General features: G+C 71.8%; 15 protein-coding genes. 5 read left to right on the forward strand and 10 right to left on the reverse strand.

Annotated features, from left to right (window positions below; translation table 11 throughout):
- Positions 1-329: 329 nt before the first annotated feature.
- Together glmS and AC0680_RS24340 are read right to left on the reverse strand one after the other, a co-directional pair.
- Positions 330-2,156: a glutamine--fructose-6-phosphate transaminase (isomerizing) gene (gene glmS, locus AC0680_RS24335; protein ID WP_478632289.1), complete on the reverse strand. Its 1,827-nt coding sequence runs from the start codon at positions 2,154-2,156 to the stop codon at positions 330-332.
- A gap of 98 nt (positions 2,157-2,254) precedes the next feature.
- Positions 2,255-2,545, reverse strand: a complete 291-nt coding sequence (locus tag AC0680_RS24340) for a hypothetical protein (RefSeq protein ID WP_384430972.1) — start codon at positions 2,543-2,545, stop codon at positions 2,255-2,257.
- 202 nt (positions 2,546-2,747) lie between these two features.
- Here AC0680_RS24340 and AC0680_RS24345 point away from each other — a divergent pair, with 202 nt between their 5' ends.
- Positions 2,748-4,355: a beta-N-acetylhexosaminidase gene (locus AC0680_RS24345; protein ID WP_478632292.1), complete on the forward strand. Its 1,608-nt coding sequence runs from the start codon at positions 2,748-2,750 to the stop codon at positions 4,353-4,355.
- Between the two features lie 81 nt (positions 4,356-4,436).
- Here AC0680_RS24345 and AC0680_RS24350 read toward each other — a convergent pair whose 3' ends face one another.
- The 4 genes from AC0680_RS24350 to AC0680_RS24365 are packed head-to-tail and all read right to left on the reverse strand — an operon-like array spanning position 4,437 to position 10,196.
- The gene (locus AC0680_RS24350; RefSeq protein ID WP_478632295.1) at positions 4,437-5,609 is read right to left on the reverse strand and encodes an acyl-CoA dehydrogenase family protein; all 1,173 of its coding nucleotides are present in this window, start codon (positions 5,607-5,609) and stop codon (positions 4,437-4,439) included.
- A 5-nt stretch (positions 5,610-5,614) separates the two neighbouring features.
- Entirely contained in the window at positions 5,615-6,556 is a 942-nt protein-coding gene (locus AC0680_RS24355) for a hydroxymethylglutaryl-CoA lyase (protein ID WP_478632298.1), read from the reverse strand.
- Positions 6,553-8,538, reverse strand: a complete 1,986-nt coding sequence (locus AC0680_RS24360) for an acetyl/propionyl/methylcrotonyl-CoA carboxylase subunit alpha (RefSeq protein ID WP_478632300.1) — start codon at positions 8,536-8,538, stop codon at positions 6,553-6,555. The genes AC0680_RS24355 and AC0680_RS24360 overlap by 4 nt, the downstream gene beginning before the upstream one ends.
- A 26-nt stretch (positions 8,539-8,564) precedes the next feature.
- Entirely contained in the window at positions 8,565-10,196 is a 1,632-nt protein-coding gene (locus AC0680_RS24365; RefSeq protein ID WP_478632302.1) for a carboxyl transferase domain-containing protein, read from the reverse strand.
- 134 nt (positions 10,197-10,330) lie between these two features.
- On the opposite strand from AC0680_RS24365, the gene AC0680_RS24370 reads away from it, so the two are divergent.
- The 3 genes from AC0680_RS24370 (at position 10,331) to AC0680_RS24380 (ending at position 13,152) form a co-directional block, all read left to right on the forward strand.
- Entirely contained in the window at positions 10,331-10,972 is a 642-nt protein-coding gene (locus AC0680_RS24370) for an SACE_7040 family transcriptional regulator (protein WP_478632304.1), read from the forward strand.
- Between the two features lie 121 nt (positions 10,973-11,093).
- The gene (locus AC0680_RS24375; protein ID WP_468977861.1) at positions 11,094-12,251 is read left to right on the forward strand and encodes an acyl-CoA dehydrogenase family protein; all 1,158 of its coding nucleotides are present in this window, start codon (positions 11,094-11,096) and stop codon (positions 12,249-12,251) included.
- A gap of 13 nt (positions 12,252-12,264) precedes the next feature.
- Complete coding sequence (locus AC0680_RS24380) at positions 12,265-13,152, forward strand: acyl-CoA thioesterase (RefSeq protein ID WP_478632306.1); 888 nt, start codon at positions 12,265-12,267, stop codon at positions 13,150-13,152.
- A gap of 111 nt (positions 13,153-13,263) precedes the next feature.
- Here AC0680_RS24380 and AC0680_RS24385 read toward each other — a convergent pair whose 3' ends face one another.
- On the reverse strand, positions 13,264-13,743 hold the full coding sequence (locus tag AC0680_RS24385; protein ID WP_478632309.1) for a pentapeptide repeat-containing protein: 480 nt from the start codon (positions 13,741-13,743) through the stop codon (positions 13,264-13,266).
- A gap of 164 nt (positions 13,744-13,907) precedes the next feature.
- Positions 13,908-14,708 carry a phosphatase gene (locus tag AC0680_RS24390; protein WP_384430995.1) on the reverse strand — a complete coding sequence of 267 codons (801 nt, stop codon included), beginning with the start codon at positions 14,706-14,708 and terminating at the stop codon, positions 13,908-13,910.
- 219 nt (positions 14,709-14,927) lie between these two features.
- Between AC0680_RS24390 and speB the strand changes: the two genes are divergently transcribed.
- The gene (speB, locus tag AC0680_RS24395) at positions 14,928-15,911 is read left to right on the forward strand and encodes an agmatinase (protein WP_468977626.1); all 984 of its coding nucleotides are present in this window, start codon (positions 14,928-14,930) and stop codon (positions 15,909-15,911) included.
- Between the two features lie 125 nt (positions 15,912-16,036).
- On the opposite strand, the gene AC0680_RS24400 is transcribed toward speB, so the two are convergent.
- A complete protein-coding gene (locus tag AC0680_RS24400; protein WP_478632313.1) occupies positions 16,037-18,259 on the reverse strand; it encodes an SUKH-4 family immunity protein in 2,223 nt (740 codons plus the stop codon).
- Positions 18,260-18,295: 36 nt separating this feature from the next.
- Positions 18,296-19,583 (reverse strand): nucleic acid/nucleotide deaminase domain-containing protein (locus AC0680_RS24405; RefSeq protein WP_478632315.1); only part of this gene is annotated, 1,288 nt, incomplete at its 5' end.

Raw genomic sequence — 19,583 nt, forward strand, 5'->3', positions numbered from 1 at the left:
CCGCGTGGTCATCTCTCCTTGCGCCGCTCATAGTTGAGGGGGCGCCATGGACATCGTGCGCAGCCACTTCTCCATCTCCGCCGCTGCGCGGAGGTGGATTGCGTGCCCCTGAGGGGTAGAAAACGCTCACGTGGGCGCGCCGCGTCACGGGCCCGGGCGGCCGCGCGCACGGCAACTGCGTGCTGCCGGCCGGGAGGTGACGGTTCCCGGGGCGGCGGCATTCCGCCGGCGTTTGGGCGATGCCGGCGCAGGGGAGGCGGTGCTCCGCGCGTATGGTGGCACGCGCGGGACACCGCCCCCTCTTTGCGTCCTGAGGGTGAGGGCCGCGACTACTCCACGGTCACCGACTTGGCGAGGTTGCGGGGCTTGTCGATGTCCCGGCCGAGGGCCAACGCCGTGTGGTAGGCGAGCAGTTGGAGCGGGATGCCCATCAGGATCGGGTCCAGCTCGGGCTCGTTCTTCGGGACGACGATGGTGTGGTCGGCCTTCTCCTGCTCCTGGTGCGCGACGGCCAGGATGCGGCCGCTGCGGGCCTTGATCTCCTCCAGCGCGGCGCGGTTCTTCTCCAGCAGGTCGTCGTCCGGGACGATGGCGACGGTCGGCATGGCGGGCTCGATCAGCGCCAGCGGCCCGTGCTTGAGCTCGGAGGCCGGGTAGGCCTCGGCGTGGATGTAGGAGACCTCCTTGAGCTTCAGCGAGGCCTCGCGCGCCACCGGGTAGCCGCGCACCCGGCCGATGAACATCATCGACTTGGCGTCGGCGTAGTGGGCCGCCAGCTTCTTGACCTCGTCCTCGCCCTTGAGGATCTCGTCGATCTGCCCGGGCAGCTTGCGCAGGCCCTCGATGATCCGCTTGCCGTCGGCGACGGACAGGTCGCGGATGCGGCCCAGGTGCAGGGCGAGCAGCGCGAAGGAGACCACCATGTTGGTGAAGCACTTGGTGGAGACCACACAGACCTCGGGGCCGGCGTGCACGTAGATGCCGCCGTCGGTCTCCCGGGCGATCGCCGAGCCGACCACGTTCACCAGGCCCAGCACCCGCGCGCCCTTGCGCTTGAGCTCCTGGACGGCCGCGAGGACGTCGTAGGTCTCACCGGACTGGGAGACCGCCACGTACAGCGTGTCGGGGTCCACGACCGGGTTGCGGTAGCGGAACTCGGAGGCCGGCTCGGCGTCCGAGGGGATCCGGGCCAGCTCCTCGATCATCTGCGCGCCGATCTGGCCGGCGTGGTACGAGGTGCCGCAGCCCAGGATCTTCACCCGGCGCACCCCGCGCGCCTCGCGGGCGTCGAGGTTCAGGCCGCCGAGGTGCACGGTGGAGAAGCGGTCGTCGATCCGGCCGCGCAGCGCGCGGTCCACCGCGTCGGCCTGCTCGGAGATCTCCTTGTGCATGTACGTGTCGTGGCCGCCCATGTCGTAGGACTCGGCCGCGTACTCGACGGTCTCCGGCGTCGCCGTCGTACGGGAGCCCTCGGTGGTGTACGTGCGGTAGTCGTCGGCCTTGAGGGTGGCCATCTCGCCGTCGTCGAGGGTGACGACCTGGCGGGTGTGCGAGACCAGCGCGGCGACGTCGGAGGAGACGAACATCTCGTGCTCGCCGATGCCCAGGACGACCGGGGAGCCGTTGCGGGCGACGACGATGCGGTCGGTGAAGTCGGCGTGCAGCACGGCGATGCCGTAGGTGCCCTCGACGTGCCGCAGCGCCTCGCGGACCCGCTCCTCCAGCGTCTCGGCGCCGGAGCGGCCGATCAGGTGGGCCAGCACCTCGGTGTCGGTCTCGGAGGCGAACTCCACGCCGTCGGCGGTCAGACGGGCGCGCAGCTCGGCGGCGTTGTCGATGATGCCGTTGTGGACGACGGCGACCTTGCCGGTGGCGTCCTGGTGCGGGTGGGCGTTCTCGTCGGTGGGCGCGCCGTGGGTCGCCCAGCGGGTGTGCGCGATGCCGGTGGTGCCCGCGAAGCGCTTGGGCAGGCGGGACTCCAGCTCGCGGACCCGGCCCTTGGCCTTGGCGGTCTTCAGGCCCGCCGCCCTTCCGGTGCCGCTCGCGTGGATGGCGATACCGGCCGAGTCGTAGCCGCGGTACTCCAGGCGCTGGAGGCCTTCGAGGAGCAGCGGAGCAACATCACGTTTACCGATATATCCAACGATCCCGCACATACAGTGACCCTCCGAGAAAGACAGTTGTCGTCGGTTGAAGACGGTGTGCCGATGAAAGACGTTGCGTCGGTCGTCGTGCCCGGCGCGCCGTTCCGGTGTCAGCCGTAGACCATGCGGCGCAGCTGGCGGGGCGAGAGGTCGGGGGGAGCCACGGCGCGATGCGGCATCTCCTGGCGGATCCGTTCGAAGATCGCCTCGTTGCGCAGCCCCTGGGACTGCAGCTCGCGATGGCGTCTGCGGACGAACTCCTCCGTCGTCTCGTCGAAGTAGGCCAGCACGTCGAGCACCACCCGGGCGGCCTCACCGCGCTGCAGCGGTGTGCTGCGCACCAGGTGGTCCACCAGGTCATCGTGCGGCGCGTCAGCGCTGCGGTTACGGCGTTCGAGCACCCGTAGATACTGCGGGGCGGCGCGAGGATTCGCAAGAAATCTGCCCGGAATCGGGCAGGTCCCCGGTTTGGGTGCGGGAAAGTGGTCTACACCTTGACCCCTGATCCAGGCTCGCGGTACGCATGGTCACCGCTCGGTCGCTCCATGCCATGCACGGTGTCACGCACGCTGCCATGAACGACGTTCGCCGAAGGGACCGTCGATGAGACGACGCAGACTGCTGTTCTCGCTGCTGCTGGTCGCGGCCGCGGGGCTGGGAACCGCCGCCGTACCCCCGCAGGGCGCCGCCGGCGGCGGCGCCGGCCCGGCCGCCACCCCGTTGGACCAGGTGGTCCCCGCGCCCGCCTCCGTGCGCGGCGGCGGGAGCGCCTTCACGCTCGGCGAGGGCACCCGGATCCGGGTGCCCGGCGGCTCCGGCGAGGCCAGGCGGATCGCCGGCTATCTGGCGGGGCTGCTGCGGCCCGCCACCGGCTACGACCTGCCGGTGACCACCAAGGGCGGCCCGGACGGCATCGTCCTGCGGCTCGGCGGCCGCGGCACGGGGCAGCTGGGCGCGGAGGGCTACCGGCTGACCTCCGGCAGCCGCGCGGTCACCATCAGCGCCGCCCGCCCGGCCGGCCTCTTCCACGGCGTGCAGACCCTGCGCCAGCTGCTGCCCGCAGGCGTCGAGCGGCACGGTGCCCGGCGCGGGCCCTGGCGGATCGCCGGCGGCACCATCGCCGACTCCCCGCGCTACGGCTACCGCGGCGCGATGCTCGACGTCTCGCGGCACTTCTTCACCGTCGAGCAGGTCAAGCGCTATATCGACCAGCTCGCCGCATACAAGATCAACAAGCTGCATCTGCATCTGTCCGACGACCAGGGCTGGCGGATCGCGATCGATTCCTGGCCGCGGCTGGCGACCTACGGCGGCTCCACGCAGGTCGGCGGCGGTCCCGGCGGCCACTACAGCAAGGACGACTACCGCGAGATCGTCCGCTACGCCGCCGACCGCTACCTCACCGTCGTCCCCGAGATCGACATGCCGGGCCACACCAACGCCGCGCTGGCCTCCTACGCCGAGCTCAACTGCAACGGCCAGGCGCCGCCGCTCTACACCGGCACCAATGTCGGCTTCAGCTCGCTGTGCGTGCCCAAGCCGGTGACGTACGACTTCATCGACGACGTGATCCGCGAGATCGCGGCGCTCACCCCCGGCCCCTACCTCCACATCGGCGGCGACGAGGCGCACTCCACCAGCCACGAGGACTACGTCGCCTTCATGGACAAGGTGCAGCCGGTGGTCGCCAAGTACGGCAAGACCGTGATCGGCTGGCACCAGCTGACCGGAGCGCACCCGGCGAAGGGGGCCCTCGCCCAGTACTGGGGCTACGACAAGACGGGCGCGCAGGAGCAGGCCCAGGTCGTGAACGCGGCCCGCAACGGCACCCCGCTGATCCTCTCGCCCGCCGACCGGGCCTACCTGGACATGAAGTACGACAAGAACACGCCGCTGGGGCTGTCCTGGGCCGGCTACGTCGACGCCCGGCGCTCCTACGACTGGGACCCGGGCGGCTACCTCAAGGGCGCCCCCGAGGGGTCGATCCTGGGCGTCGAGGCGCCCATGTGGACCGAGACCCTCTCGACCTCGGCGCACCTGGAGTACATGGCCTTCCCGCGGCTGCCGGGCATCGCGGAACTGGGCTGGTCCCCGGCGAGCGCCCATGACTGGGAGACGTACAAGTACCGGCTGGCGGCGCAGGGCCCCCGCTGGGACGCGCAGGGCATCAACTACTACCGCTCGCCGGAGGTGCCGTGGCCGGCGGCCTGAGCCGGTGACGTTGCCGGGCCGCACCCGCGGGTGCGGCCCGGCGACACGCAAGGTCCGTCCTCGAACGCCGGACGGGCCGGACTACGTGAGGCCCAGCTCCCGCGCGATCAGCATCCGCTGGACCTCGCTGGTGCCCTCGCCGATCTCCAGGATCTTGGCGTCCCGCCACATCCGGGCGACCGGGTACTCGTTCATGAAGCCGTAGCCGCCGTGGATCTGGGTGGCCTCGCGGGCGTTGTCCACCGCGATCTCGGAGGAGTAGAGCTTGGCGAGCGCGGCCTCCTTCTTGAAGGGCTCGCCGTGCACCAGCCGGGAGGCGGCGTCGCGCCAGGCCAGCCGGGAGGTGTGCGCGCGCATCTCCATGTCGGCGAGCTTGAACTGGATCGCCTGGTTGGCGCCGATCGGCCGCCCGAAGGCCCGCCGCTCCTTGGCGTAGGCGACCGACTCGTCCACACAGCCCTGCGCGAGGCCGGTGGCCAGCGCCGCGATGGCGATCCGGCCCTCGTCGAGGATGCGCAGGAACTGGGCGTAGCCGCGGCCCTCCTCGCCCAGCAGGTTGCCGGCCGGGACCCGGACGTCGGAGAACGACAGCTCACGGGTGTCCGAGGCGTTCCAGCCGACCTTGGAGTACGGGGCGCCGACCGTGAAGCCCGGTGTGCCGGACGGCACCATGATCGAGGAGATCAGCGGGCTGCCGTCAGAGGAATCGGACGCAGCCTTGTGGCCGGTCACCGCGGTGACCGTGACCAGGCCCGTGATGTCCGTACCGGAGTTGGTGATGAAGCACTTGCTGCCGTTGATCACCCAGTCCCCGCCGTCGCGCACGGCGGTCGTGCGGGTGGCGCCCGCGTCCGAACCGCCGTCCGGCTCGGTCAGGCCGAAGGCGCCGAGCATCTCCCCGCTGCACAGCTTGGGCAGCCACTCGCGCTTCTGCTCCTCGGTGCCGAAGCGGTAGACGGGCATGGCGCCCAGGGAGACGCCGGCCTCCAGGGTGATGGCCACCGACGAGTCGACCCGGGCCAGCTCCTCCAGGGCGATCCCGAGCGCGAGGTAGTCGCCGCCCATCCCGCCGTACTCCTCGGGGAACGGCAGGCCGAACAGGCCCATCCGGCCCATCTCCTGCACGATCTCGTACGGGAACGCATGCTGCTCGTAGTACTCGCCGATCTTCGGGGCGACGACGTCATGCGCGAACGCCTCGACCGTACGCCGGAGTTCTTCCAGCTCATCGGGCAGACGGTGGTCCAGTGACATGGGGGTCACTCCTTGTGGGAGAGGGCTCGAAGGGTGCGCGAGGGGCTCGGCCGGCCCAGGGCCTTGGCCATCCACACGCTCGTGGCGACCAGTCGGTCCAGGTCGACGCCGGTCTCGATGCCGAGGCCGTGCAGCATCCACACGAGGTCTTCGGTGGCGAGGTTGCCGGTGGCGCTCTTGGCGTACGGGCAGCCGCCGAGGCCGCCCGCGGAGGCGTCGACGGTGGTGACGCCGTGCTGGAGGGCGGCGAGGGTGTTGGCGAGGGCCTGCCCGTAGGTGTCGTGGAAGTGCACGCCCAGCCGGGAGGTGGGCACGCCGGCCTCGTTGAGCGAGGCGAGCAGGCGCTGGACGTGGCCGGGGGTGGCCACGCCGATGGTGTCGCCCAGGCTCAGCTCGTCGCAGCCCAGCTCCAGCAGCTCCCGGCAGACCCGTACGGTCTGCGCGAGGGGCACCGGGCCCTCCCAGGGGTCGCCGAAGCACATCGACAGATAGCCGCGGACATGGACCCCGGCGTCCTTGGCGCGCGCGACGACCGGGGCGAACATCGCCAGCGCCTCGTCGACCGTGCGGTTGAGGTTGGCCTTGGCGAACGACTCGGTGGCGCTGGCGAACACCGCGATCCGGCGGGCGCCCAGTGCCAGCGCGCGGTCCAGACCGCGTTCGTTGGGCACCAGCACCGGCAGCCGGTGCGGGTCGAGGTCGCCCAGCAGCGGGAACAGCTGCTCCGCGTCGGCGAGTTGGGGCACCCACTTGGGGTGCACGAAGCTGGTGGCCTCGACCGTCGGCAGGCCGGCGTCGGCGAGCCGGTGGACGAACTCGGCCTTGACCTCCGTGGGGACGACGGTCTGCTCGTTCTGCAGCCCGTCGCGTGCGCCGACCTCATGGATCGTCACGCGGGTGGGCAGGCTCTCCGCCCGGATCTCCATCGGCAGTCCGGCCGCGGTCATGACCTGCCCTCCTGCTCGCCCTCGGGTGTCTCATGGGGCGCGATCACGGCCAGGACCTGGTCCATGGCGACGGTCGCGCCCACGCCGACGTCCAGCTCGGTGACGGTCCCGGCGTGCGGTGCGGAGATGACGTGCTCCATCTTCATCGCCTCCACCACCAGCAGGCCCTGCCCCGCGGCGACCTCGTCGCCGACGGCGACCTTGACGACGGTGACGGTGCCCGGCATCGGGGCCGCCAGGGTGTCCGCGCCCTGTCCGCGCGCGGCCCCGCGCAGCGCCGCCGCCACCGGGTCGTGGTCGGTCACCTGCCAGGAGTCGCCGTCCCTGCCCAGCCAGTCGCCGCTGCGGTGGAAGGTGTGCAGGACCCCGTCGACGGTGATCCGTACGCGGTCCGGCTCGACCTGACCGGCCGGGGCGGCGGGCCGTACGTCGACGTGCACCGGGTCGCGGCCCGGCACCCGCAGCCAGTGCCGGACCGGCGCCGGCTCGCCGCCGAGCCGGAAGCCGCTGGGCGCGGCGAACGGGTCGCGCCAGCCGCCCTGTGCCGCCCGGGGTTCCAGGGCGGCCTGGCGCACCGCCGCGGCCGCCGCGTACACCTCGTCCGGCACCTCGCCGTCGACCAGGCCGGCCGCCTCGCGCTCCACCAGCCCGGTGTCCAGGTCACCGGAGACGACATCCGGGTGGGCCAGCAGCCGCCGCAGGAAACCGGCGTTGGTGGTCACGCCCAGGGTGACCGTCTGCGCCAGCGCGGCCCGCAGCCGGCGCAGCGCGCTCGCCCGGTCCGGGCCGTGGGCGATGACCTTGGCGAGCATCGGGTCGTAGCGGCTGCCGACCTCCCCGCCCTCGGTCAGGCCGGAGTCCGTGCGGACCCCGTCGCCCTGCACCTCCCGCAGGGCCAGCACCGTGCCGCCGGTCGGCAGGAAGTCGCGGGAGGGGTCTTCGGCGCACAGCCGCGCCTCGATGGCGTGCCCGGTGAGGGTGATGTCCTCCTGGGCGCAGGGCAGGTGCTCGCCGGCCGCGACCCGCAGCTGCCACTCCACCAGGTCCAGGCCCGTGACCAGCTCGGTGACCGGGTGCTCGACCTGGAGACGGGTGTTCATCTCCATGAAGAAGTACGAGGCCGGGTCCTTGCCGGGGACGATGAACTCGACGGTGCCGGCGCCGCGGTAGCCGCAGGAGCGGGCCGCCTGGACGGCCGCCTCGCCCATCGCGGCGCGGGTGGCGTCGTCCAGCAGGACCGAGGGGGCCTCCTCGATCACCTTCTGGTGGCGGCGCTGCAGCGAGCACTCGCGCTCGCCGAGGTGGACGACGTTGCCGTGGCCGTCGGCCAGCACCTGGATCTCGATGTGCCGGGGGCGGTCGATCCAGCGCTCGACGAGCAGGGTGTCGTCGCCGAAGGAGGAGCGGGCCTCGCGGCGGGCGGCGGCGATCTCGTCGGCCAGCAGCGCCTCGTCGCGGACCAGCCGCATGCCCTTGCCGCCACCGCCCGCGGACGGCTTGAGCAGCACGGGCAGGCCGATCTCCCGTGCGGCGGCGGCCAGTTGGCCATCGTCCAGCCCGCTGCCCGAGGAGCCGGGGACGACCGGGACGCCGGCCGTGCGCACCGTCTCCTTGGCGCGGATCTTGTCGCCCATCAGCTCGATGGACTCGGCGGACGGGCCGATGAAGACCAGCCCCGCCGCCGCGCAGGCGCGGGCGAAGCCGGCGTTCTCGGCGAGGAAGCCGTAGCCGGGGTGGACCGCCTGCGCGCCGGTGCGCGCCGCCGCGTCCAGCAGCCGCTCCACCGACAGATAGCTCTCCGCGGCCGCGGCCGGGCCGATCCGTACGGCGGTGTCGGCCTCGCGCACGTGCCGGGCGTCGGCGTCCGCGTCGCTGTAGACGGCGATGGAGCGGATGCCGAGGGTGCGCAGCGTGCGGATCACGCGGACCGCGATCTCGCCGCGGTTGGCGATCAGGACGCTGTCGAACATCGTCGTTGCCATGGGTGTGGGCATTCCCCTCATGAAGATCACATCCGGAAGACGCCGTAGCCGGGCGCCGCGGGGTCCCTTTGGGGGAGCGGGGCGTTGGCGCAGGCGGTCAGCGCCAGCCCCAGCACCTGCCGGGTCTCCAGCGGGTCGATCACGCCGTCGTCCCACAGCCGCGCGGTGGCGTAGTAGGCGTTGCCCTGGGTGTCGTACTGCTCGCGGACCGGCGCCTTGAAGGCGGCCTCCTCCTCGGCGCCCCACTCCTCGCCGCGCGCCTCCAACTGGTCGCGCTTGACGGTCGCGAGGACCGAGGCGGCCTGTTCGCCGCCCATCACCGAGATCTTGGCGTTGGGCCACATCCACAAGAAGCGCGGTGAATAGGCCCGGCCGCACATGGAGTAGTTGCCCGCCCCGTACGAGCCGCCGATGACGACGGTCAGCTTCGGGACGCGGGTGCAGGCCACCGCCGTCACCATCTTCGCGCCGTGCTTGGCGATGCCGCCCGCCTCGTAGGAGCGGCCGACCATGAAGCCGGAGATGTTCTGCAGGAACAGCAGGGGGATGCCGCGCTGGTCGCACAGCTCGATGAAGTGCGCGCCCTTCTGGGCGGATTCGGAGAACAGGATGCCGTTGTTGGCGACGATGCCGACCGGATGGCCGTGGATGTGGGCGAAGCCGGTGACCAGCGTCGTGCCGTACTCGGCCTTGAACTCCGCGAAGCGCGAGCCGTCCACGATGCGTCCGATCACCTCGCGGACGTCATAGGGGGTGCGGGAGTCCACCGGCACCGCGCCGTACAGCCCGGCCGGGTCGAGCTCGGGCTCGTCCGCCTTGCGCACCGTCCAGGGCAGCGGGGGCCGTTCGCCGAGCGTTGCGACGATGGTCCGCACGATCCGCAGCGCGTGCGCGTCGTCCTCGGCGAGGTGGTCGGTGACACCGGAGACCTTGGAGTGCACCTCGCCGCCGCCCAGCTCCTCGGCCGTGACGACCTCGCCGGTCGCGGCCTTCACCAGCGGCGGTCCGCCCAGGAAGATCGTGCCCTGGTTGCGGACGATCACCGCCTCGTCGCTCATCGCGGGGACGTAGGCGCCGCCCGCCGTGCAGGAGCCCAGGACGGCGGCGATCTGCGGGATGCCGGCGCCCGACATCCGGGCCTGGTTGTAGAAGATCCGCCCGAAGTGCTCACGGTCCGGGAAGACCTCGTCCTGCATGGGCAGGAACGCGCCGCCGGAGTCGACGAGGTACAGGCAGGGCAGGCGGTTCTCCAGGGCGATCTCCTGGGCCCGCAGATGCTTCTTGACCGTCATCGGGTAGTACGTGCCGCCCTTGACCGTGGCGTCGTTGGCGATGATCAGCGCCTCACGGCCGCTGACCCGGCCGATGCCCGCGATCACTCCGGCGGCGGGCGCCGCGCCCGCGTACATGCCCTCCGCCGCCAGCGGCGCCACCTCCAGGAACGGCGAGCCGGGGTCCAGGAGCGCGTCCACCCGGTCCCTGGGCAGCAGCTTGCCGCGTGCGGTGTGCCGTGCCCTGGCCTTCTCGCCGCCGCCCAGCCGGGCCGCCGCGAGCTTCTCGCGCAGCTCGGCGGCCAGCTCGCGGTGCGCGGCCTCGTTGGCCCGCCAGGAGTCGGACGCCGGAACGGCCGCGCTCCCCAGCACCGGTGCCTGTTCCATCAGTACGAGCCCCCTTGCTCGATCGCCTGCCCCGGCGCCGCGATCGGCGTCCGCCGGGCCATCCGGGTTAATGGCCGTTAACCTCATTTCCCTCAGGTTAACGAGCACTAACCCGGCTGTCTACAATCGACGTCATGAGTAATGCGCAGGCCCCCGCCCCGAACAGCCGCCGCGAGCAGATCCTCAAGGAGGCCGCCCGGCTCTTCGCCGAGCGCGGCTTCCACGGTGTCGGCGTCGACGAGATAGGGGCGGCCGTGGGCATCTCCGGCCCCGGCCTCTACCGGCACTTCGCCGGCAAGGACGCGATGCTCGCCGAGCTGCTGGTCGGCATCAGCGAGCGGCTGCTCGCCGGCGGCCGGATGCGGGTCGCGGAGGGCGGCGAGAGCCCCGAGGCGGTGCTGCGTGCGCTGATCGACGGCCATATCGACTTCGCGCTGGACGACCGGCCGCTGATCACCGTGCACGACCGCGAGCTGGACCGGCTGCGGGAGGCCGACCGCAAGCGGGTGCGCCAGCTGCAGCGGCAGTACGTCGAGCTGTGGGTGGAGGTCGTCCGCCAGGTCCACCCCGGGCCCTCCGAGTCCCAGGCCCGCGCCGCGGTGCACGCCGTCTTCGGCCTGCTGAACTCCACCCCCCACCTGGGCCGCCCCGGCTCCCTGCCGGGCCGTACGGAGATGGCGGAGCTGCTGCACCGGCTCGCGCTGGGGGCCTTCGGGGCGGTGGCCGACGAGTCGGCGAGCGGGGAGTCGGTGGCGCTGGGGGTGCCGGGGGCATAGGGCGCCCCGGCTCGCACGGGTTTTCGTTGACCTCTGGACAGCTTTGGTGACCGGCCGGTAGCTTTCGCTGAGCAAGCGCTTAGATATGGGCTAGGCCGGTGAGCTGGAGGAGGCGACGCAGATGCGCCGTACGGTGTTCAACGAGGACCACGAGGCGTTCCGGGAGACCCTGCGCGCCTTCATCGAGGCCGAGGTCGTCCCCGTCTACGACGAGTGGTTCGCCGCGGGCCAGGCGCCGCGCGACTTCTACTACAAGCTCGCCGAGCTCGGCGTCTTCGGCATCCGCGTCGGCGAGGAGTACGGCGGCGCGGGCATCGACTCGTACAAGTTCGAGGCCGTGATGTACGAGGAGACCGCGCGTGCCGGCGTCTCCTTCGGCGGATCCGGCGTGCACGTGCTGCTCGGCCTGCCGTACATCAAGATGCTCGCCTCCGACGAGCAGAAGAAGCGGTTCCTGCCGAAGTTCGTCTCCGGTGAGGAGATGTGGGCGCTGGCGATGACCGAGCCGGGCACCGGCTCCGACCTCGCGGGCATGAAGACCACCGCCAAGCTCTCCGAGGACGGCACGCACTACGTCCTCAACGGCGCCAAGACCTTCATCACCGGCGGCGTCCACGCCGACCGCGTCATCGTCTGCGCCCGCACCGCCGCCCCGCGCGAGGACGACCGCCGCTTCGGCATCTCCCTCTTCGCCGTCGACACCAAGTCCGAGGGCTACTCCGTCGGCCGCAAGCTGGACAAGCTGGGCCTGAAGGTCTCCGACACCGCCGAGCTGGCGTTCGTCGATGTGAAGGTGCCGGTCGAGGACCTGCTGGGCGAGGAGAACAAGGGGTTCTCCTACCTCGGCCTCAACCTGGCCTCCGAGCGCTGGGGCATAGCCTTCGGCGCCTACGCGCAGGCCGCGGCGGCCGTCCGGTTCGCCACGCAGTACGTGCAGGAGCGCACCGTCTTCGGCAAGCCGGTCGCCGCCTTCCAGAACACCAAGTTCGAGCTGGCCGCCTGCCAGGCCGAGGTGGACGCCGCGCAGGCCGTCGCCGACCGCACCCTGGAGGCCCTCGACGCGGGCGAGCTGTCCCCGGCCGAGGCCGCCAGCGCCAAGCTGTTCTGCACCGAGGTCGCGCACCGCGTCATCGACCGCTGCCTGCAGCTGCACGGCGGCTACGGGTTCATGAACGAGTACCCGATCGCCCGCCTCTACGCCGACAACCGGGTGAACCGCATCTACGGCGGCACCAGCGAGATCATGAAGTCGATCATCGCCAAGTCGATGGGCCTGTAGGGGTCCCCCGCACGTGAACGACGCACTGCAGTCCCTGCTCGGTCTGCTCGCCCTGGAGCGGATCGAGCAGGACATCTTCCGCGGGCAGTCCCAGGCCTCGGTCGTACCCCGGGTCTTCGGCGGCCAGGTCGCCGCGCAGGCCCTGGTCGCGGCCGGGCGCACGGTTCCGGCCGACAGGCCGCCGCACTCCCTGCACGCGTACTTCCTGCGCCCGGGCGACCCCGGCGCGCCCATCGTCTACACCGTCGACCGCATCCGCGACGGCCGGTCCTTCACCACCCGCCGGGTGGTCGCCGTCCAGCACGGCCAGCCGATCTTCCACCTCTCCGCCTCCTTCCAGGTGCACGAGGAGGGGATGGAGCACCAGGAGCCGATGCCGGCGGCACCGGACCCGCTGGAGCTGCCCACCGCCGCCGAGATGCTGCCCCGCTACGCCGACCGGTTCGCCGGCCCCGGCGTCGTCGACCGGCTGCTGGAGGCCCGGGCCGCGATCGATCTGCGGTACGTGGGCGAGCCGCCGTTCGGCACCGTCGGCGAGGTGCGCGAGCCCCGCTCCCAGGTCTGGTTCCGCACCCACGGCAAGCTGGAGGACGACGGGGAGATCCCCCGTCCCCTGTTGGACATCTGCCTGGTCACCTACGTCTCCGACATGACCCTGCTGGACTCCGTCCTGCTCGCCCACGGCCGGGGCGGCTGGGCGGTCGGCGACGTGGTCGGCGCGAGCCTGGACCACGCGATGTGGTTCCACCGGCCGCTGAGCGCCGACGAGTGGCTGCTGTACGACCAGGAGTCCTCCACCGCCCAGGGCGGCCGGGGACTGGGCAAGGGCCGGATCTTCACGGCCGACGGCCGGCTGGCGGTCTCGGTGATCCAGGAGGGCGTGATCAGGGTTCCGCGCTAGGGCGGGTCCGATGGGTGTCCGCCGGGGCGGCTGTCAGGCGGCCCGCAGGGCACGGCGCCAGGCGGCCGTGCGGTGCGGTGCCCCGGCCGTCGTCCCCTCATCCGTCGGACGTCATCCCTTGCAGGCCTTGTGGCCCTTGCAGCCCAGCTTGGCGCCGTCCAGATAGGCGCCGCCCAGATCGGCCCGGGTGAGGTCGGCGTGGGTGAGATCGGCCTCGGCGAGGACGGAGCCGGAGAGGTCGGCCCCCGAGAGATCGGCCCCCGAGAGATCGGCCCCGCGCAGGTCGGCGCCGCGCAGGCGGGCGCCGGACAGATCGGCGCGGCGCAGATCGGCGTGGTGGAGGTACGCGCCGGCGAGGGCCGGCCGGACGCCGCGATGCGCCCCGCGCCAGTTGTTCCACTCCGCCACGCTGCGCTTGAGCATGGCGATCTGGGCGGCGTCGGCCGGTGGCTCGTCGGCGGCCCGGGGAGCGGGGGCGGGGGCGCTGTGCGCGGTGACCGCGGAGCTCGGGGCGGAGGTGCCCAGCACACAGGCGGCCGCGGCCAGGGCGACGGCCGCGGCCCGCAGGCCGTTGGGGGGAAGCGCGCGCATGGCTCATCCTTTCTGCCGGTGAAGCACGGACAGTCAAGATGGGAACACACTCCGCTGCCGATTTCTCGTCGGGCCGATCGGGCCGGCCGCCAGCCGACGGGGGCCCTCAGGCCCGGCCCCTCGGCCCCGTGACCCCGCGCCCCGGCCGCCCGGCGCCCTCGCCCTCAGCCCAGCAGCCCCGCCGCGTCCAGCAGGTAGGCGGTCAGCGGGTCGTAGTAGCGCGGGCTGCGGACGTGGTCGTCCAGGGGGATGGTCACCTGCAGCGTGCCCTCCGCCTCGGCGAGGAACAGCGCCGGGTCGTTGCAGTCCGCGAAGCCCACCGCGTCGAGACCGCGCTGGCCCGCGCAGCCCGCCCAGCCGTGGTCGGCCATCACCAGATCCGGCTGCGGCCGGCCCTCGCGCTCCAGCCCGTTGAGGATCGCGGCCATCGGCTCGGGGGAGTGGGTGTGCCACAGCGTCGCGCCGCGCTCCAGCATGGCCACGTCGCCGAACTGGAAGACCAGACCGTCGTCCGCCTGCAGCCCGTCGGGAATGACGACGATCTCGCAGCCGGCCGCCCGCAGCGCCTCGGCCGTCGCACGGTGCACATCGAGCAGCCCGCCCGGGTGGCCGGTCGCGAACAGCACGCTCTGCCGGTCGGCCGCCGCCTTGCGCAGCACCGCCGCCGTACGGTCCAGCGCGTCCACCGTCAGCTCCGGGTCGATGGTGTCCTGGCCCTGCCGGTGGTGCGGATCGTCGCTCACCCCGCAGCGCTCCGCCATCACGGCCAGCACGTCCTGCTCGTCCGACCACCGGTCGCCGAACTCCAGGCCGAACCAGTAGTGGCGGTCGCCGTTGGCGAGCCTGCGGTAGTGGGAGAGGTTGTTCTCGCGGGGAGTGGCGACATCACCGGCGATGCGGGTGCGGACGAGATGGTCGACGAGTTCGGCGCGCGAGGGTACGGCGGCTGCGGAGGCTATCGGCATAGCGCCATTGTGCCCGGACGTGTGGTCCGGGGCGGGGGACTTCCACACCCCGGACGGTGTGGGCGGGCGCCGGGCGGGCGCACCGCGGCCCGGACGACCGGGCGGGCGGCGGGGCGGGGAGCAGCGGAGCCGCCCGCTGTCCAAAACGTCGAACGGGATCGGCCTCCCTCCCGCAAATGTCCATGGGCCACACCGGGGCCCGTCCGTAATCTCACCCTCATGACCACCGCAGCCAGCGCATCCCACGAGCCCGTCGGCCCCGTCGACTCCTCCCGCATCCCCCGCTACGCCGGGCCCGCGACCTTCGCCCGCCTGCCGCGCCTCGACGAGGTCGGCGGCCGCGCCGACGTGGCCGTCGTCGGTGTCCCCTTCGACACCGGTGTCTCCTACCGCCCCGGTGCCCGCTTCGGTGGCAACGCCATCCGAGAGGCCTCCCGCCTGCTGCGCCCGTACAACCCGGCCCAGGACGCCTCCCCCTTCGCGCTCGCCCAGGTCGCCGACGCCGGCGACATCGCCGCGAACCCGTTCAACATCAACGAGGCCGTCGAGACCATCGAGGCCGCGGCCGACGACCTGCTCGGCACCGGCGCCCGCATGATGACCCTCGGCGGCGACCACACCATCGCCCTGCCGATCCTGCGGTCGGTCGCCAAGAAGCACGGCCCGGTGGCCCTGCTCCACTTCGACGCCCACCTGGACACCTGGGACACCTACTTCGGCGCCGAGTACACCCACGGCACGCCGTTCCGCCGCGCCGTCGAGGAGGGCATCCTCGACACCTCCGCGCTCTCGCACGTCGGTACGCGCGGCCCGCTGTACGGCAAGAAGGACCTCGACGACGACGAGAAGATGGGCTTCGGCATCGTCACCTCCGCGGACGTCATGCGGCGCGGGGTGGACGAGGTCGCCGACCAGCTGCGCCAGCGCATCGGCGACCGCCCGCTGTACATCTCCATCGACATCGACGTGCTGGACCCGGCGCACGCGCCCGGCACCGGCACCCCCGAGGCGGGCGGCCTGACCTCCCGCGAGCTGCTGGAGATCGTGCGCGGGCTGTCCTCCTGCAACCTGGTCTCGGCGGACGTGGTGGAGGTCGCCCCGGCGTACGACCACGCGGAGATCACCTGTGTGGCCGCCTCGCACACCGCGTACGAGCTGACGACGATCATGTCCCGGCAGATCGCCGCCGGCCGCCAGGGCTGACGCCCACGGTGCCGCCGCGTGCGGACACGCCCTGGTACGGCACGACGACGGCACGATGACGGCCCGCCACGGAACGACCGTGGCGGGCCGTGCGGTGGTGTCACCGCGTGGTGGCACCACGTGTGTCACAAGGTGTCGAAGTTGTCCGGGTCGAGGACGTGCCGCCAGGGTTCGGACTTCCCCGCCGCGGGGTCGATCCCCTTCAGCCAGTCGGCCAGTTCGGCCAGCAGCTCCTCCGAGTCCAGATTCCCCGACTGGTCGTAGACCACCATCCGCTGCCAGTGCAGCGTCACCATCGCGGTGAAGCGGGCCAGGCTCGTACCGACCAGGGTTTCCGTGCCCGCTCCGGCGTCGGGCGCGGTGGCCTTCGGCGCCCGGTGGACCGCGCCCGAGGCGCCGTCCAGGCAGAGCACGCCCTCGATCCACTCGCCCAGGAGGTAGAACGGGCCCTCGCCATCGGGGCGTTCGGCGCCCTGGGACTGCTCCCAGTCGACTTCCTCGAGGCCCGTTTCCGACAGCGGCAGGGTGGTGAGGCCGAAGAAGAACTCGACCTCCGGGAAACCGACTTCCCGCAGGAAGTCCCGCGTGGGCCGATGGGTGAGGCCGTCGGGGATGCGGGAGCCGGCCGGCCTGTGGGTACGGGCGGCGCCGAAGACCGTGCACAGGCGCTCGTGGGTGGCCCGGCAGTCGCCTTGGCGGTAGGGGCGGGTGGCGACGAAGCCGTGCGGAGCGAGCATCGGCAGGGCGAAGGCCGGTGCCGGTGCGGTTGCGGTTGCGGTTGCGGTTGCGGTTGCGGGGGAGGATGCCGTACTCGCGCCGCTCTCGGGCACGGTCACGGCGTAGAGGCCTTGGGTGCCGCCCAGCACCACGACATCCCCCACCGCCGCCGCCGCGTTCAGCCCCGGGACGCGCAGCGTGAGTCGGCCGTCGTCCGTCGCCGAAGCCCCGGAGCGGCGCAGATCCACCTTGTTCCAACCGGTGTCCGCTTCCCAGACGGGTGCTGGTGCCGGGGCCGTCGTCGCCCCCTGCGCGGCGTCTGATGCCTCGTCCGGCGCCTCGGCCGGGGTCCCGGTCAGGGCGTTCCACCGGCGCCGGGCGCCGGTGGACCCCGTGCTCTCCACCACGGCCGAACCAGGTACGGCCACCAGGGACTCGACCTCTCCGACATGGTCGGGCGAAGGGGTGAACCGGCCTCCCCGCCGCCAACGAGCCCATTCCGTCCGCCAGGGAAGGCCGACGGCCCGGTCCAGGGCCTTGGCCGTCTCGAGGTCGTTCCGGCACACGGCGTTGCGGTGGAGGAAGGCAACCCACTCCTCGTGCGCATACGGCGCGATGCCCAGCTTGTCGAGATAGTGGATGTCCGCGGCGAGCGACCCCAAGGGGATTCCTTCGGGAAAGGCGAGCGGAAGCGGCTCCAGCAGGGCCGTGCGGTCGCAGGTGGCCAATACGCGCGGATCGGAGATCACCTGCTCGAAATTCCCCGCCCGGGCCGCATGGGCGGGCAGGGCGCGTGCCGCATACGAGGCGAGCGGACCCGGCGGCAGATGGCGCAGCGCGGCCACGATCCGGTCGTTCAGTTCACGCCCTTCGTCCGCCATAGCGCGCCGGATGCGGTGTGCGTGTCCCTCGTGGAGGAAACGCACCGTATCGCCGTCGAGCGACAGCGAACCGAGTTCCGCGGCGATGCGCCGCACCTGCTCGACGTCGAGCCGAAAGCCGATGATTTCACCCAGCGCGCACCATTCCTCGAGGCGCAGGGTGCGAAGTTCGGCCTGAGCCAGTGTCCGTAGGGCAGCGCTTTGCGCGGAGCGCGGGTCGGGGAGCGCCGCGGATTCCTCTTTCGTCGTCCCGGCACCGTCGAGGGAGATGGCCGGGGCCTTCTTCGGCAGCGGCGCGACGGAGGAATCCACCTCCGCGATCAGCCGGACGCCGGTCCGGGCGGCGCCGGCGCCCAGCGACCAGACGACGGACCGCATGACGCGCCCGGGTTCGGACGAGGTCCGCACGCCGCCCGCCAGATGCGCGTTGCTCACCGCGACGACCCGCTCGATCTTGGCGCGCCGCAGTGCGTTGGCGTACTGGACGGGGTTGCGCTCATGCAGGTCGTACGGGACGTCCAGCAGCTCGACGAGCTCGAGGAAGACCTGCTCGGCGGAGAGTCCCGCCGCGTCGACGAGGAGCATCGCATCGGACCGGGAATCCAGGGTTCGCAACAGGTCGGTCTTTCCCGAACCGGCCGCCCCGGTGAGGAAGACGAATCCACTCGCCCGGTCCGCGCCCTCGATCCATTCCTGTACTTCTTGGCGGGGCGAGGTGTTGCCTGATTTCCCGGATTCACGGTCCGTCATGCTTCGCCTTTCAGGTGTTGCCGTCGGGTGCTGCCACTAGAGGCCGCCCTGGTGCTTGACTTTGACCCATAGCTTACCGATTTCCAGCATATTGGAGACATGGGCTCCGTCGTTCAGTTTTTTGCGAGTCGTGCCGGCGGGTACTTCTTCGGGTACGGTCTCCGCGTTCTTCCGGTACTCCGTCGCGTAATAGACGTCCACCCCGGGAATTCTTTCCCGCAGCGTATCCGAGCAGTTTGCCAGCCCCTGGCCCCGGCCGCACGGCTCGCGATCCGTATAAAGACTGAGGCGCTCGTACTTTTCTCCGTCTTTTCGGCCGGCGTCGAGCGAGTCCAGGTAGTCGAGGATGTGTGGTTCGGAGTGCTTTCCGGGAATGGGGGCGTCATTTCCGAAGGAGGAGTCGACCACGAAGCTCGTTTCCTTCGTCTTCGGGTCGTAGACCTCGACGACGGCGTAATTCCGGCCGGTGAAGTCCGGGCGGTGGTCGCCGGACGCATTGAGCGCTCCGGAGAATCCCGCCTGGCCGAAGGCGTCCTTGATCGCCTGCTTGAGGTCGGCGTCCTGACGGCTGGCCGTGGGCCATTGATTCGACTGGTGTGCCACGACAGGGGGAGAGGTCGTGACGTTCGCCCCCTGCGTGATGGGGTTTCCGTCCTTGTCCTTGTCGTCGGCGTAGGGGTGTTCGCGAGGCTCCGGGCTCATCCCGACGGCATGCGCGGCGTGGAAGGAGTGGCTCATACGCGCCATGGCGGCGACCACCGCACCCTGTTCACCCGGGTGCAGGGTCTCGAAGCCGGGCAGGGCGTCGATGAGGTCGCGCCGGCGGAGCAGCGGGTAGCGCGGTACTCCGTTCTCGTCCGGCGTGGGCACACAGCGGTTGAGGACGGCCGCCAGCGGGCTCTGGGTCTCGCCCTTCGGGATGTCCGCCCATTCGCTCATGCGCTGGTAGGGGACATCGGTGTCCACCTGGCGAACGTCGTTGCTGTCGCGCAGATTCGCCTGATGTTCCATCGGATACATGCCGTGGTGCCGTGAGTCGGCCGTCTCCGCCGGGCCGATCCGGGGGTGCAGCTCCTCTTGGCGGTGCGGCTCGTTCCGTGCCGCCTCCGCGTTCTCCGGCTCGTCCTTCGGGACGACGGGCGGGGGCTTCGGCTGAGCGCCGGCGGGTTCGGCGGCGGGTCGGCGGTCGCTCTCGCTGCTGTGGTTGTCGGTGGTGGGGGTGGTGGGGGTGGTGGTGGGGCGGCGGTTGGGGTCGAGGGGGATGGCGTGGACGCCGTTGGTGCCGTCGTGGAGGGGGGTGTTGCTGCGTTGGCCGGTTTGGGCG

The organism is Streptomyces sp. NPDC043738 (assembly GCF_056436545.1).

What these genes read in the sequence shown, in the direction of transcription:
- glmS (WP_478632289.1), bottom strand. Translation starts at nt 2,156, where the DNA reads ATGTGCGGGATCGTTGGATATATCGGTAAACGTGATGTTGCTCCGCTG.
- AC0680_RS24345 (WP_478632292.1), top strand. Translation starts at nt 2,748, where the DNA reads ATGAGACGACGCAGACTGCTGTTCTCGCTGCTGCTGGTCGCGGCCGCG.
- AC0680_RS24350 (WP_478632295.1), bottom strand. Translation starts at nt 5,609, where the DNA reads ATGTCACTGGACCACCGTCTGCCCGATGAGCTGGAAGAACTCCGGCGT.
- AC0680_RS24355 (WP_478632298.1), bottom strand. Translation starts at nt 6,556, where the DNA reads ATGACCGCGGCCGGACTGCCGATGGAGATCCGGGCGGAGAGCCTGCCC.
- AC0680_RS24360 (WP_478632300.1), bottom strand. Translation starts at nt 8,538, where the DNA reads ATGGCAACGACGATGTTCGACAGCGTCCTGATCGCCAACCGCGGCGAG.
- AC0680_RS24365 (WP_478632302.1), bottom strand. Translation starts at nt 10,196, where the DNA reads ATGGAACAGGCACCGGTGCTGGGGAGCGCGGCCGTTCCGGCGTCCGAC.
- AC0680_RS24370 (WP_478632304.1), top strand. Translation starts at nt 10,331, where the DNA reads ATGAGTAATGCGCAGGCCCCCGCCCCGAACAGCCGCCGCGAGCAGATC.
- AC0680_RS24375 (WP_468977861.1), top strand. Translation starts at nt 11,094, where the DNA reads ATGCGCCGTACGGTGTTCAACGAGGACCACGAGGCGTTCCGGGAGACC.
- AC0680_RS24385 (WP_478632309.1), bottom strand. Translation starts at nt 13,743, where the DNA reads ATGCGCGCGCTTCCCCCCAACGGCCTGCGGGCCGCGGCCGTCGCCCTG.
- AC0680_RS24390 (WP_384430995.1), bottom strand. Translation starts at nt 14,708, where the DNA reads ATGCCGATAGCCTCCGCAGCCGCCGTACCCTCGCGCGCCGAACTCGTC.
- speB (WP_468977626.1), top strand. Translation starts at nt 14,928, where the DNA reads ATGACCACCGCAGCCAGCGCATCCCACGAGCCCGTCGGCCCCGTCGAC.
- AC0680_RS24400 (WP_478632313.1), bottom strand. Translation starts at nt 18,259, where the DNA reads ATGACGGACCGTGAATCCGGGAAATCAGGCAACACCTCGCCCCGCCAA.